10 protein-coding genes are annotated in these 13,835 nt (G+C 50.6%); 1 reads left to right on the forward strand and 9 read right to left on the reverse strand.

What is annotated here, in order from left to right:
- The first annotated feature begins 119 nt into the window (after positions 1–119).
- Complete coding sequence (locus F1644_RS15085) at positions 120–1,130, forward strand: ABC transporter ATP-binding protein (protein ID WP_118303615.1); 1,011 nt, start codon at positions 120–122, stop codon at positions 1,128–1,130.
- A gap of 55 nt (positions 1,131–1,185) precedes the next feature.
- On the opposite strand, the gene F1644_RS15090 is transcribed toward F1644_RS15085, so the two are convergent.
- From F1644_RS15090 to F1644_RS15130, 9 genes are all read right to left on the reverse strand, one after another.
- Positions 1,186–1,425, reverse strand: coding sequence for a hypothetical protein (locus F1644_RS15090; RefSeq protein ID WP_118303617.1), 240 nt, complete (start codon positions 1,423–1,425; stop codon positions 1,186–1,188).
- Between the two features lie 69 nt (positions 1,426–1,494).
- Positions 1,495–2,175 carry a hypothetical protein gene (locus F1644_RS15095; protein ID WP_118303619.1) on the reverse strand — a complete coding sequence of 227 codons (681 nt, stop codon included), beginning with the start codon at positions 2,173–2,175 and terminating at the stop codon, positions 1,495–1,497.
- Between the two features lie 216 nt (positions 2,176–2,391).
- Positions 2,392–4,182, reverse strand: a complete 1,791-nt coding sequence (gene cbiD, locus F1644_RS15100) for a cobalt-precorrin-5B (C(1))-methyltransferase CbiD (protein ID WP_118303620.1) — start codon at positions 4,180–4,182, stop codon at positions 2,392–2,394.
- Positions 4,183–4,377: 195 nt separating this feature from the next.
- The gene (cobM, locus tag F1644_RS15105) at positions 4,378–6,198 is read right to left on the reverse strand and encodes a precorrin-4 C(11)-methyltransferase (RefSeq protein ID WP_118303622.1); all 1,821 of its coding nucleotides are present in this window, start codon (positions 6,196–6,198) and stop codon (positions 4,378–4,380) included.
- 4 nt (positions 6,199–6,202) lie between these two features.
- Positions 6,203–7,387: a precorrin-6y C5,15-methyltransferase (decarboxylating) subunit CbiE gene (cbiE, locus tag F1644_RS15110; RefSeq protein ID WP_118303624.1), complete on the reverse strand. Its 1,185-nt coding sequence runs from the start codon at positions 7,385–7,387 to the stop codon at positions 6,203–6,205.
- Between the two features lie 257 nt (positions 7,388–7,644).
- Positions 7,645–9,051, reverse strand: a complete 1,407-nt coding sequence (cobJ, locus tag F1644_RS15115; RefSeq protein WP_118303626.1) for a precorrin-3B C(17)-methyltransferase — start codon at positions 9,049–9,051, stop codon at positions 7,645–7,647.
- A gap of 132 nt (positions 9,052–9,183) precedes the next feature.
- A complete protein-coding gene (locus tag F1644_RS15120; RefSeq protein WP_118303628.1) occupies positions 9,184–10,677 on the reverse strand; it encodes a PepSY domain-containing protein in 1,494 nt (497 codons plus the stop codon).
- A gap of 7 nt (positions 10,678–10,684) precedes the next feature.
- Positions 10,685–11,611, reverse strand: a complete 927-nt coding sequence (locus F1644_RS15125) for a sirohydrochlorin cobaltochelatase (protein WP_087419657.1) — start codon at positions 11,609–11,611, stop codon at positions 10,685–10,687.
- A complete protein-coding gene (locus F1644_RS15130) occupies positions 11,611–13,824 on the reverse strand; it encodes a TonB-dependent receptor (protein WP_118303630.1) in 2,214 nt (737 codons plus the stop codon). Before F1644_RS15130 ends, F1644_RS15125 begins: the two co-directional genes overlap by 1 nt.
- Positions 13,825–13,835 lie beyond the last annotated feature (11 nt).

The raw sequence follows: 13,835 nt of genomic DNA on the forward strand, positions 1-13,835 counted from the left end.
GATTATCCTTTCCCGAAGATAAAGAGTAATTAAGCTCCTCCTCTGTTTATAGAGGAGGTGGCAGCAGCGCTGACGGAGGAGTTTAATTCACAATTAATACGTTTTCAGTTATAATAAGTATGAAACAGGCAACCATTCAATTAAGGAATCTGGCGATCGGGTACAAGGGAAAGAACGACACGAAGGTGGTGGCGAGCGATATTTGCACGGCGATTAATGGCGGGGAGCTAACCTGTTTGTTAGGGGCGAACGGGGTGGGAAAATCCACTTTATTGCGCACGTTATCCGCTTTTCAGCCCAAGTTGGAAGGGGAGATTGACATTATGAATCGGGAAATTGGCACGTATTCAGACAAAGAGTTGTCCCGTACGATTGGTGTGGTTCTGACGGAAAAATGCGATGTCCGGAACATGACGGCCCGGGAATTAATCGAGATGGGGCGCAGTCCCTACACGGGTTTCTGGGGTACGTTGCACGGGGAGGATCGGGAGATTGTCGAACGATCAATCGCTCTCGTGAAGATCGAAAATCTGGCGGATCGTATGGTTCACACGTTAAGTGATGGCGAACGACAAAAAGTGATGATCGCCAAAGCGTTGGCACAGCAAACGCCCGTGATTTTCCTTGACGAGCCGACGGCATTCCTTGATTTTCCAAGTAAGGTGGAAATCATGCAGTTACTTCACCAGTTGACCCGGGAGACCGGAAAGACAATATTCCTTTCGACCCATGATTTGGAATTAGCCTTGCAGATTGCCGATAAGATCTGGCTCATGGATCGCCAGCATGGCATCACGATCGGCACGCCGGAGGATTTGGCTCTCGAAGGACATTTGAGCGGTTTCTTCGCTCGCAAAGGAATTGTTTTCGACATGGAAACCGGGTTGTTCCGCGTGGAAAATCAGTATTCATCCCAGGTACGGCTGGTGGGACACGGACATAAATACGCTATGGTGCGTAAGGCGTTACAGCGTAACGGTATCTTGGCTAACCGGAACGTGGAATCGAGCGTGTGGGTAGAAACGGGAGATTTAACAACTTCCGGTTTCCGGATCTGCCGGGAAGGGGAAAACGTGATTGAAGTGGGGACAATCGAGGAACTACTGGAACAATTGAAAATGGAGAATTGAAAATTGAAAATGAAAAAGACTACCCCCTTGGAAGATAAAAGTTAAAAGATAAAAACTAAAAGATAAAAGTTGAAGAAACCTGTAACTTGCTAACCTGTAACTTGCCGAAGGCAAAAAAATAAGGCAGATCCTTATTCAGATCCGCCTTATTTCTTTTGCGGTTATACACTTTCTTGGATTTGTGTACCCGGTTGATGTTCACCGGGTGGAGATGTTCTCGGATCTCCTCGTCCCGCCGGGCTTTTCTCATGGCTTTGAGGTAGTCGGCCCGGGTAATTTTAAACTTGCTTTTCATACTTCAATTGTTTTAACGTGTTTCCAGTCACGTGTTTTCCAAGTACAAAGATAGCATTTTTTTTCGGGATTATTCTGTGTCGGGAAGTGTGATCGCTTTATCCTCGGAAAAGGCTGTGTTATCTGCGCGTGCAAAGAATGGGTGGATGCATACTTCACCGTCGTCATCGCGAAGGGTGATTTCGCATTTCCCGTCTCTACGGGTAGCCCCGGTTTCTTTTTCGAGCGTGAAAGTGTTGCGGTAATCCGCGTAGAATATACCTACCATCATGCGGTCTGTCGGGGCAGCGGAGGGTTCGTCCCGCAAATCGTCCCACGTGATGGTGACAAGCGTGCCGTCCCGTGTTGCTCGTAGGTTGAGGGGGAGGGCGAGGGGGCCAAGACTGACTTGAAAACCTTCCATGTCAAGGATTTTCCCCTTTTCGTCTAGGTATTTATAGTTGGTTGATTGTATCAGGTTATCATCGGTCATCCCTCGTTGGGCCGCGGCAATCTTCCAGACGGGTAGATCCCCGAATCTCTTGCGAATGAAGGCGAACATATAGCGAGCAAAGGTGAATTTGGTGTTATTTTTCCTTTGTTTCGGTGTTCGATCAGGGATAATGTTGCCGTTCTCGTCTTTTCTTATCTTTTTCTTGAGAGTAATGCGCTTACTCGGGCAGGCTTGTAACTTGCCAAGCCTGTAATAATAGGTGATGCCTCCCACTCGGAAGCGTTTTTTCGGGGTTAACGAGGTGCCTTCTACTTGCATGATGATGTTTTTAGTGTTTTCGTGCGTGATTCGGAGATTCTTAAACTATTCACTTACTTCCCTCCGGTCCTTCGCTAATGTAAAAATAATCATTTAATTTAATATAAACAATACTTATACTGTATAAGTAGTATATGAACAGTAGAAGAGCAGTAGAAGAGCAGTAGATAAACTAAAGAGAGGCCAAAGAAGAGCCAGCGAAGGATTGACGAAGAGCTATCGTTGGCTATGTTCGGGAACTAGCATAATATCTAGACTAGTGTGTGGAAGTAGTGGACGGCAGACGGCGAGACAGCGATCAACAAGCAGGGCGAAAAAGGCCGGGGTGTCGGCAAAAAGTTCCCAAAGTTCACGGGCAAGGGTTATTCCGGAGATGCGGGCAACGCTTTCCGGGGAGCAGTGGCTTTCACGGGCGAGGGTGGCGATGAAGTCCCGGTTCATGATGACGTTGCGGCTATGCGTGTCCAGATGTCCCTCGGCGAGCTTGACGGCTTTACCGATCATGATGCCCATCGTGAGGTGGGCGATACCTTCCTCTTCGGCAAGACGGAGGGTGTCTCCGATATAGTTGCCGTAATGTACGAAGGCTTGCGGAGGGAGGTGGGGAAAGCGGGAGCGGAGGTAATTTTCGCTCTTGGCTCCGGAGTTGATAACGAGTTCCGTGCATCCAAGGGCCCGGGCAACTTGTATCTCTTTGCGTATGGAGTTGACAAAAGCCTCGGAGGAGAAGGGACGGACGATGCCGGAAGTACCGATAATAGAGATTCCCCCGGTAATACCGAGTTTGGGATTGAAGGTTTTTTGAGCGAGTTCGCTACCTCCGGGTACGGAGATGCGGACGGACACGCCGGACAACGTACCATGAGTGTGGAGCAACCGTTCGATCTCACCGGTGATCATGCGGCGGGGTGTCGGGTTGATGGCGGGATCGCCAACGGGTATGCCGATGCCGGGAAGGGTGACCGTACCGACACCTTCGCCGGGCAGGAATCGCACTCCGGGAATGTCTGCGAGAGAGACGGTGGAAAAAATGGTGTAGCCGTTCGTGACATCCGGGTCGTCTCCGGCATCCTTGGTAACCCCGCAGGTGCAACTATCTTTGGTGAGAACGCACGAACTGACGGGGAGGGTTACCGTTTCTCCATCGGGAAGAGTAATCGTGGCGGAGTGTTGCGGAATTCGTGAAAGAAGGCCTTCGAGGGCAGCACGGGTGGCTGCCGTGGCGCACGATCCGGTGGTGAACCCGCTACGGAGAGGGTAAAAACCGGGAAGGAGGCGTTCCACGCGGTAGCGCAAGCCGTGTTCACCGTTCACGACGTAGAAACTGTCGGGGAGCGGCGGACGGCGAATGACGATGACCGGGATGCCCAGTTGCCGGGCTGCGGTGATTTTTTCCTCGTAGTACCCGGATTCACCGCTTTCTTTGGTAAGGATAGCCCCGGGACGTAGCTGGCGGAACAGGGTTAGTTCGTCCTGTCCCTCTTGCCAGAAAAGGAGGTTTTCTGCGGGAAATCCGGCCCGGCGGGCGATCTCCCGGGAGTCGTCCCGGTCGAGTACACGGAAATGGCAGGGATGTTTTTCCCAGTAACGTTGTAATTTGGTTATGGTCTGGACCCCGGAAAGGGCCAACAGATCACGTATTTCGTGAGATTCGAGGTAATCAATGGCGTCATCGAAGGTGTCACACCACACGAGCGATTCGTCTCGTGGCGGGTAACGACGTTCGAGGCGTATGACGGGCAGATCCTGTTGTTCGGAAACGGCAGCCACGGTGGTGTGGAGCAAAGAGGCAAAGGGATGGGCGGCGTCGATGATGAGGCGTATGTCGTGTGTCGAGCAAAATTCCATCATGGCGTCATGATCCATGCCTCCCGCTACCCGGGTCCCATGTTTACATTCGATTTGCTGGGCATTGCCACGGGTGGAGTAGTAGTAGAGACTACCTGCCTCATCGAGTACTTTTACCGCTGTTCTTCCTTCTGTTGTCCCTCCGAAAATGAGAATCATGACGTTTTAATTTTAGATTTTAGATTCCAGCCACACAGGGCCTTGCTAATTTTAGATTTTAAATTTTAGATTCCAACCGGGATTCGCCTTTGGCGAGTTACAGGTTTCTTTTACTTTTATCTTTTAGTTTTTATCTTTTAACTTTTATCTTCCAAGGGGGTAGTTTTTTCATTTTCAATTTTCAATTCTCCATTTTCAATTTCTAAACAGGTGTTTGAACTGGTGTGAATAGAGTTTCGACAGGCCTTGTCGGTTGTCGATTGCATCACCCACGACGATCATGGTGGTGAGGGTGAGGTTGTTCTCTTTCACGATCTTCGCCAAGTCTTGCAATTCTCCTCGGTATATCCGCTCGTCTTTCCACGTGAGATGGTAGCAGGCGGCGACGGGGGTGGTTGGCGGGTAGTGTTGCATCAGTTCGGATTGCACTTGATCAACGATAGAGGCACTGAGAAAGATGCACATCGTGCTTTGCGAACGGGCCAGCAGGTGGAGTTTCTCTTTTTCCGGCATCGGGGTACGCCCTTCTCCGCGGGTAAGGATGATTGTCTGCACTTTTTCGGGGATGGTGAACTGTGACTGCAAGGCCGCTGCCGCTGCAAGGAAAGAGGATATACCCGGTGTGATGTGGTAATCCATGCCGTATTCGTCAAAGAAAGCCATCTGTTCCTGAATGGCTCCGTAGATGCAGGGATCCCCGGTGTGTAGGCGCACGATAAAGAGGCCCCGGTCATAGAATTCTTTCATGAGAGCGAATTGTTCTTCAAGGGTCATGTCGGCAGAACTGCGCACTGTGGCACCGGGTTTGGCGTAGTACGTGAGTTCCACGGGAACAAGACTACCGGCATAGAGGATGAGGTCGGCTTGTTCGAGGAAGTGTTTGCCTTTAACGGAGATCAGTTCCGGGTCTCCGGGACCGGCCCCGACGATCTCGATGAATCCCCGGCGTTCGACAGCACGATTCATGGCAACGGCAAAAGTAAAGTCATTGCCCTCGCTGAGTTTACCTTTCTGTTTTTCAAGGAGCAGACGGGTATTCCCGGTAGATCTCAGGGCGGCGGCCTCGGCGACGCTGGGGGAAGAAGTTACTTCACGTACTTTCTCCGAGGGGTTGGGAACGGTGATGTCCCGGAGTTCGTCGGGCGAGTACGAGTCCATTGAAAGTATTAAACTGTGAGTAAGAAGGTCGACAACAGGTTCATCCTTTTTGATGTCAATCGTTGCGAGGTTTGTGAGACTGGTCGGGGAGATTCCCGCCTCGATGAGACGTGCGGTGATATATTCCCGTACACCCGACGGGTCACAGTTTTCCCGACACCCAAAACCAAGGGAAAGCACGTGTGGGCGATAGTAGAGGGTGGGGATAACGACGGGGTAGATGAAGGGGCTGACGATGATTAAAGCCTCGTAACGTTTCTGGTCTATTTCCTGAAAGGAGTTGTAAATGTCAACGTGAGGCGGTGCGGTACGTTCGAGGTTCCGGGTTCCGCTATCTTGGATGTCTAGGAGTAGGGCCACGGGGCGACGGTTGACGAACTTGTAGATGATTTCATTCATCGGCCCGACGGGTTCCGGGATCCATCCCTCGAATCTTTCGTGAATGGTGTCGAGGGCCCAGAGGTCGTTGTTGTCGCTTTGGGTGGTGATGACGGGGTCGGCGCCGAGTATGGAGGCAAGTCGGCGGGTGAGTTCGTTGGCACCCCCAACGTGACCGGAGAGAACGGATATAACATGTTTGCCCGTGGAGTCGATGTTGACGACGGCGGGGTCTGTGTACTTGGAGTGGATGCAAGGGGCGATGGCCCGGACACAGATGCCGAGAGCGCCGATGAAGACGAGACCTTCGTAGCGGGTAAAGTTGGCGGCGACAAAGGCCGGGATGGAGTCGATGGAGGTACAGGGATTTTCCTGTCCTTCGCCCGCGTAGAATAGTTCTGTTTCGGGAAGTTCCCGGTGTATGGTAAGGGCCTGTGCCAGTCCTTGATGGGAGGCTATGATAATGGCTATTTTTTTCATGGAATTATATTTTTAGTGCTTTCATGATTAATATGGGGTTGAAGCCGTTGATGGCCACGTGTTGGGAATCAACGACGTTGAGACCGTGACGGGTGACGGCGTTAGCGAATAGCTCGCAGCTTTCGGGGGTGACGGAGTTGAAGACGATAACGCCACGGTGAGGAAGTCGCGTGGAGATGCGCTGGACGATGGCGTCCAGTCGGCCGCCGTGACCGCCGATGAATACGGCGTCAGGGGCGGGGAGATCGTCTAGTTCAGCCTGCAGGAAGTCTCCGATGCGGGTGATGATGCCGGGCGTTCCGAAACGAGTGGCGTTGACTTCCATGAGACGTTCGCCTTCAGGGCGTTGCTCGAAAGCCACGACGTGCAGGTGAGGGAACTGGAGTTTCGCCTCGATGGAGACGGAGCCCGTGCAGAACCCGATGTCCCACAGGGTTTGATAACGACGAAGGTCCAGTTGTGCCAGCGTGAGCAGGCGGATCGGAGCTTTCGTGATCATGTTGACACGTCCGTCGAGCAGTTCGAAATCGCTTTCGGGAATGCCGAAATGCCGCTGCCGCTCGTACGTGCGGTAGAGAATGAGGCAGTTCGGGTGGCGGAAGGTGAGGGCCTTGGCATCATCGGGAACGAGGACACGGATGGTTTCAGTGTCACTGCCGAGGGCTTCACCGACGTATATGATGTAGTTGTCGTACCCGTAACGGAGCATACGTTCGGCGATGGTGGCCGGCGTGTGTTCCCGGTCGGTAAGCACGCCGATCTTCTCCTGTCCCTCGATGAGCGCCCGGTCGAACTCGTGCCACGGTCTCCCGGTGAGGGAAACGACGTGCATGTCGTGGTAGGGAAGCAGGAGGCGGTGAGCCAATGTCTGCAAGGAGTTGAACGTGGGGATCAGGGTGATCTTGGCGTCGGGTAGACGTTTGAGTACGGTGTTGGCGAAACCGAAAAAGAGTGGGTCCCCGGAGGCGAAAACAACGATGTCCGGGTGGTTTTCGTACTGGCGGAACACGTCGTCCAACGGGACGGTGATGTCGATCCAGAGATGGGGCTCCGGCAGGTTGTCACGCATGATCTCGTGGTGCCTTTTCCCCCCGGAAAAAACGTGATGGGTGGCGATGGCCGCCCGGGCCTGTTCCGGTAATTCGGGATGATCTTTGTCGTCTATACCGATGATGGTGAAGTTATTCATTTTAGATTTAATGATTTTAGATTTTAGCCGGGATTCGCCTTTGGCGAGTTACAAGTTAGCAAGTTACAAGTTACAGGTTTCTTCTACTTTTATCTTTAACCTTTCCAACTACCCCCTCTAACTCCCCCTTACACAGGGGGAGGACATACTACATTGAAACATTGAGGCGCTTTCTTGCGTTCGTTTCTCCCCCTGTGCAAGGGGGAGCCAGAGGGGGTAGTAGTCTTTTGCATTTTCAATTTTCAATTTTCAATTCCTCAAAGGTCTCTTCCCGGTCGTAGCTGTGCGGCGTCATCGAAACAAAGGATGGCGTTGACGAGGGTGGCAGCGAGGTTACTACCTCCCTTGCGCCCCTCGATAACGAGCTTGGGTAGATGGGTGAAAGATTTCAGCATATGTTTGGATTCCCGAACGTTGACAAAACCGACGGGCGCACCGATAACACCGATCGGATGGGCCTTATCCTGGCGCATGAGCTTGCATAGTTCCATGAGAGCCGTGGGGGCATTACCGAAAACGTAGAGTGCTTCGGGATGTTCTTCCACGGCAAGGCGTATGCCGGCTTGTGTGCGGGTGATTTTGAGACGGGATGCCATTTCTGCCACACGAGGATCGTCGAGGTAGCATTTGACTTCAATGCCGAGGCGTTCGAGGGCTCCCTTGCGGATTCCGGAGGCTGCCATGGTGACGTCGGTTACTATCATGCGTACCTTGCCATCGTGCAGGGCAGTATGGAGTGTTTCCACGGCGTCATTGTCGGTGTAGAGAATGTTCTCCATATCGAAGTCGGCAGTGGTGTGGATGGCGTGTAACAACGCCCATTTACGGCCGAGGGGGATGTTTTTGTCCCTTAGTTCGGATTCGATGGTGCGGAAACTGCGCATCATGATTTCTTGCCCGATACCAACGTTTTCGGTACATTGTTCCCGGTAGTAACCGCGGGGAGTGATGATTTTGTCATTCCACGTGTAGGACTGAGAGTTTCCAATGATTACGATCGTGAACATATCGATCTCTTCCGGGTCGAAATCATGTAGTGTCGTGATCTTAATTTCTTGTTCTTCACGTCCGGCTTGGCGGATGTAGCCGACAGGGGTTTCCGGTTCGCGGTATTTGAGAAATAGTTCTTTCAGGCGATAGAGTTGCCAGTAGCGTCCCTCGCTTTTGGGGTTGTAGACGGCGGTTACGAAATCGGCAGACGCGGCGGCTATTACGCGACACTCGATCTTTTCCCACGGGGTCATGAGGTCGGAGAGGGAGATGATGCAAAAATCATGCCCGATAGGGGCTCCCAGTAACGCGGCTCCTTTTTGGAAAGCGCTGATTCCGGGAAGGATTTCTACCTCAACATCACTCGCTTTATCCCGTTTCATTTCAAGAACGAGGGGTGCCATCCCGTATATTCCGGCATCTCCGGAGCTGACAACACAGACGGTGCGTCCTTGTTCGGCATACTCGAAGGCAAGGGCTGCCCGGTCTTTCTCTTTTTTCATCCCGGTATCGATGCACTCCGTTTCAGGGCGGACGATGGATCGGATGAAGTTAAAGTAATATTTGTAACCCACCACAACGTCCGATTGCATGATGGCTGTCCGTACGGCTGGGGTAATGTCTTCCTCGCTACCCGGCCCGATGCCGGCGACATATATTTTTCCGTGTTTCATAAATAAAGACGTTATTTCGAGCAAAGTTACGATTTAGTTTGTAAAGTTTATAAGGTTTGTAAAGTTTATAAAGTGCCGGGCGTCCTTCGGACGGAGTTTTGGGCTGTCCCAAAAGGTACCTGCGGGGAGACACTACTTTATGAACCTTATAAACTTTACGAACTTTATAAACCTGTTTTTGAGGTATTTCACCGAAAGTACGATTCCCGTGAAGGAGACAACAGCACCGCCAAGGAGAAGGGTCCAAATGACCACGGTCCATAGTGCGGGGCGCTCGACGAGAAATTTGATGTCAAGGGTGTGAAGACCACGGTAAAGCCAGCGTTTCCAGCGTCCGTTGGTGTCGTAGTGAACGGGGCGGAAAGATTCAAGGTTATAGTAATAACAATCCTTCGCCTTGTTGTCGAACGTGACCTTGTAGACGGGAAGCGGTAGAGGACGACGACGGGATATATAGTAGTTGTCGTACTCGTTCATCTTGGTGATAGAGTAGGTGGTTGAGTCCCCGGCGAGACGTTTGACGGCAGCAAGTATCATCTCTTCCGTGATGCGGAAAGGACGAATCGTGTCAGTGGAGGCATCCAAGGTCACTTCCTTGCTGACCGTGCGGAGACGATAGAGGGGAATACCTTGGTAGTGGGTCCACTCGATGGTTTTGACAGGATCATCCGACGTGGCTGTGAGTGCGATGGCTTTTCGATAGTCCAAGGCATAGTCGGCAGGTGACGGGGCTTGTCTTTCGGCCGGGCTTTGGCGGAATCCGCGGGAGTCCTGTTTGCCAAAGAGCCACGAGGGAAGCGGGGCCATGGACATATAGCCGCTCAGTATCCACGTGAAGACAAATATACCGAAAAAGAAACCCGTGATGTGGTGCCATTTGAACCACTGTTTCTTGTATGGAGAGCGGAGAAAGCCTTTTCGGCGAGCGAGCCAGTAGGAACGTATGCCGAGAACGAATCCGGTAAAACACATGAACATTCCGAGATAACATGCCCAGTACATGAATTGTGTCCATAAGTTCTGGTTTCCTCGGATAACGGTGAAATACACCCAATGGGGAATGGCCCCGAACCATGCCCAGAAACGATTGTCGGAATCGGTAAACTGCAGGATATTGGCGGTTCGGGAAGAGACGTAAAGCTGGTATTTTTCCGGACCGTCGAAGTAGAATTTGTAGATGGGAAATTCCCGCTTGTAGTGGGCGAGGGGTATCCACTGGTCGAGGGTGCGTAAGGTATCCACCCGGGTAATCTTTCGATCGGCACACCAGCGAGCAGCCCGGTTTTCACAGAGTGCGTAGTTAATAACGGGAGCCACGACATTCGTGTCCGCGTATAACTCAACGCTTTGGCGTCCCCCTCCTATACTGAATACGGGATCTCCATACGGGTTGTTCAGAGAGAGGCCGTGGATTGGCGTTTTGGCAGGGAGACGGAATAACACGTCTTGGATGGCGGGCAAGCCATTCGTATCAAGAATTTCCGCACGAGTGAACCGATCTTCTTGGCTTACACGAGGAAAGGAGTGGTAGATCATCACGATTCCGGATATGAACCATGAAAAGCACAGGATACAGAGAATTAATCCCAGTATCCGGTGGATATGGATAAACAATTTGGTTAACATGGGCGGGTTAGTCTATATCGTCTGTTTTCTCGTATTTCTTTTTCTTCACGGTGATGTCTTCCCGTTGGTGTTTGGTGGCGAATTTCACGTGTTGGATGAAAAGTTCCTGTATGGCGGGATATTCTCCCAGTCCTTTGAGCAGGACGTTTACTTTATAGCCTTTCTTTTCCAGTTCGTCTTTCCAGTCCCCGGCGATGTCATTTTTGGCATGGTCTCCGGCTACGAACATAAAAGGAACAAGTGTTATTTCTTTTGCCTTATTCGCTTCGAGTTCGCGGATTACATCATCCATCGTGGGGTAACCTTCGATCGTTCCCACGTGGTAGTTCTTGTGTCCTTGGGCTTTCATCACGTAGTCGAGCATCCCGTAGGTTGAGTTTGCCGGGTGGTAGGTCCCGTGGCACACGAAGACGCAATCCCCTTTTTCCTTGTCCTTGATTGATGCGGCAATCGCTTTTACCACGGCTTGGTAATCCTCGGGAGAATGAAGAAGAGCTGTCCCTAAGCGAATGTCTTTGAACTTCGTTTGGTATGATGCAACTTCTTTTTGCAGGGCTTCCATTTCAATTCCTTCGATGATGTTCGTGGGTTGAAGGATCAAGTGGGTATAGCCGTCGGCAATCAGTTTGTTCATGGCTTCCGTCGGGTTGGGTTTGGTTATTCCTTTTTCTTTCAGACGGCGCATGATCATGCGGGAAGTGTAGGCTTCACGTACTTCCACTCCGGGGAATGTTTGTGCCACTTTTTTGTTGATGGCATCGATGGTCAAGGCTCGGGTGTCATCGTGAGTTGTACCAAAGTGAACCATGAGAATGGCTACTTTGTCATTAGGACCGAGGGTCTTGAATATATCGGAATGTTTGAAACCACCGCCACCGTGGGCTAATACATTAAGACTGATAAAGAGGGATAGTATGATGATAATTGTTTTCATTATTTTTTAAATCTAATAGTTAAACTTGCAAAGAATGTTCTTCCCGGACTTAATGTTCCGAGATTAGAGCCGTAAGGCAGGTTCTGGGAATAGTCGAACAGGTTCTCGATTCCCGCGTTGATTTCGAAAAGGAACATACCCACGGGAGAGAAAGAGTGGTTCGTTGTCAGATTCCAGATTTGGTACTTGGGTGCGTCAATCTCTTGGACTTTCACGAATTTTTTGCCTTGAATTCGTCCGTTTAGGTTCACGTTAAGACGATAGTTTGTCCATTCGTGCATGTAATTCGCCTTGACGGTTGCCGAGTGACGGATGCTTTCTTCCAAACGAATTTTGGTTTTCCTATCCCGGGCATCCACGTAGCTATATCCACCACCTAGAGAAAATCCCGCACCGAGGTAGCTGTTAACGGAAATATCAACTCCTTGTGTCCGGGCTTTGTCCAGATTCTCGTAAGTTTCTCGGGAAGTGACCTTGTTGGCTTCGTCTTCCGGTGTTAGGGGTAATTTCTTTGACTCTATAACGTTACGGAGGTCATTGATATACCCGTTTACGGAGATGTTACAGTACTTTCCCGCATATTCCGTGTTGAAAGCGTAGTAATTCGATTTCTCCGGTTTCAGATCGGGGTTCCCGATAACGACGGTTAATTTTCCTTTCTTGGCAGATTCCTTATAATAATAGAGGTCCGTCAACAAGGGAGCCTTGAATCCGGCCGCGTAAGAGAGCCTGAAGTTGAAATTTCCTAGGCTGTACATGGCTGAAAGTTTGGGCGTAAACTGATTCTTGAATGCCTCGTGGTAGATGTAACGGAAACCGGGTACTAATTGGAGTTTTTTGAAAAGACGAATCTCGTCTTGTGCATAAAGAGCCAGCGTATAGACATCTTTACTCTCCACCAGATCGGTGGGATTCTTTAAGTAGTCCTTGATGTACTCGGTTCCAATGGAAATTTTGTTGTACTTACCGATCTTGAATACTCCTTTTAGGTTGGTAGATAAGTAGCGTTGACGTTTGGTCAGGATTTCATCTCCGACGTGGGTGGTCGTGTCGCCCTTGGACTCGATGGCACGGGTGTATACTTTGTAGTACTCGTAGTTGTTGGCGTTGACATCCAAGCTAATATAAGCGGAATTACCGAACAGATATTTTCCCCCCAATCCCACAGCGTAGTTCTCGTATGACATATCATAGTCGAATCCGGAAGGGTCTTTAGCATCCTTGTTCACGGGACGGTCGAGTTCTTTGGTAAAGTAACTTCCTTCCACGTACAAGTTCAGATTTTTTGATGGATCGAAGGCAAAACGTTGGTTCACGATGTCCGAGTGAAATTTATCAGACACTTTGCGACGGGTAGGTACACTATCTTCTGTGATATTACTGAGTTGCCAGCCGTCAGATTGGCGCCTTTGATAAGAGGTTGAGGACGAGAATTTGCCAGCGTTGATGTCTGCGTTGACGTTCTCGATAAAACTGCCCTTGCCTCCTAATCGGGTCGTGGACACGATGTTCAGGGCGTCATGTGGCTGATCTGTGATAATGTTGATCACTCCCGCGATAGCGTCCGATCCGTAGAGGGAGGAGGCTGCACCTTTAAGGACTTCGATTCGTTTTACCCTACCCATGTCGATTCGGGAGAGGTCAACGTAACCGGAAATGTCTCCGGTCATTTTCTTCCCGTTCACGAGAACGAGGATATAATCTCCTTTCATTCCGTTAAGGGTCATGTTTGTACTCATAGCCGTTGGTCGGAAACTAAACGAGGGATTTAGCATCACGAGGGCATCCTCGATGGTGGAGATTCCGCCTTTTTTGATGTCCGAGGCTGTCATGACCTCGACGGGGACTGGCGAGTCCTTTAATTTTCGGTGAGTTCCCGTTCCCGAAACAACGACTTGATCGAGGTTGATCAGTGATGTTTTCAGTTGGAACAGAATGTCACTTTTGCTACTACTGACTTTTATGGAACTGACTTCGTAACCGGGGTAACTGGCCCGGAGCGTGTAGGTACCGTCGGGGACTTTTTCGAGGATGAATTCGCCCTTGTTGTTCGTGGCGATTCCGATGCTTGTTCCGACTAATCGTACATTGGCCCCGATAAGTGCTTTCCCGCTTTTTGCATCGATCACTTTCCCTCTCAACGTGATCTGCCCTAGCGAGACGCTTGCCAAAGTCAGCATGAATAATGTAGTCAGTACTACAATTCTTTTCATTCGGGTTAAGT

The sequence above is a fragment of the Butyricimonas paravirosa genome, assembly GCF_032878955.1.
Classification (GTDB): Bacteria; Bacteroidota; Bacteroidia; order Bacteroidales; family Marinifilaceae; genus Butyricimonas; species Butyricimonas paravirosa.

Coding starts and splice junctions, on each gene's coding strand:
- F1644_RS15090 (WP_118303617.1), bottom strand. CDS start 1,425: ATGAAAAGCAAGTTTAAAATTACCCGGGCCGACTACCTCAAAGCCATG.
- cobJ (WP_118303626.1), bottom strand. CDS start 9,051: ATGAAACACGGAAAAATATATGTCGCCGGCATCGGGCCGGGTAGCGAG.
- F1644_RS15125 (WP_087419657.1), bottom strand. CDS start 11,611: ATGAAAACAATTATCATCATACTATCCCTCTTTATCAGTCTTAATGTA.
- F1644_RS15130 (WP_118303630.1), bottom strand. CDS start 13,824: ATGAAAAGAATTGTAGTACTGACTACATTATTCATGCTGACTTTGGCA.
- cbiE (WP_118303624.1), bottom strand. CDS start 7,387: ATGAATAACTTCACCATCATCGGTATAGACGACAAAGATCATCCCGAA.
- F1644_RS15085 (WP_118303615.1), top strand. CDS start 120: ATGAAACAGGCAACCATTCAATTAAGGAATCTGGCGATCGGGTACAAG.
- cobM (WP_118303622.1), bottom strand. CDS start 6,198: ATGAAAAAAATAGCCATTATCATAGCCTCCCATCAAGGACTGGCACAG.
- cbiD (WP_118303620.1), bottom strand. CDS start 4,182: ATGATTCTCATTTTCGGAGGGACAACAGAAGGAAGAACAGCGGTAAAA.
- F1644_RS15095 (WP_118303619.1), bottom strand. CDS start 2,175: ATGCAAGTAGAAGGCACCTCGTTAACCCCGAAAAAACGCTTCCGAGTG.
- F1644_RS15120 (WP_118303628.1), bottom strand. CDS start 10,677: ATGTTAACCAAATTGTTTATCCATATCCACCGGATACTGGGATTAATT.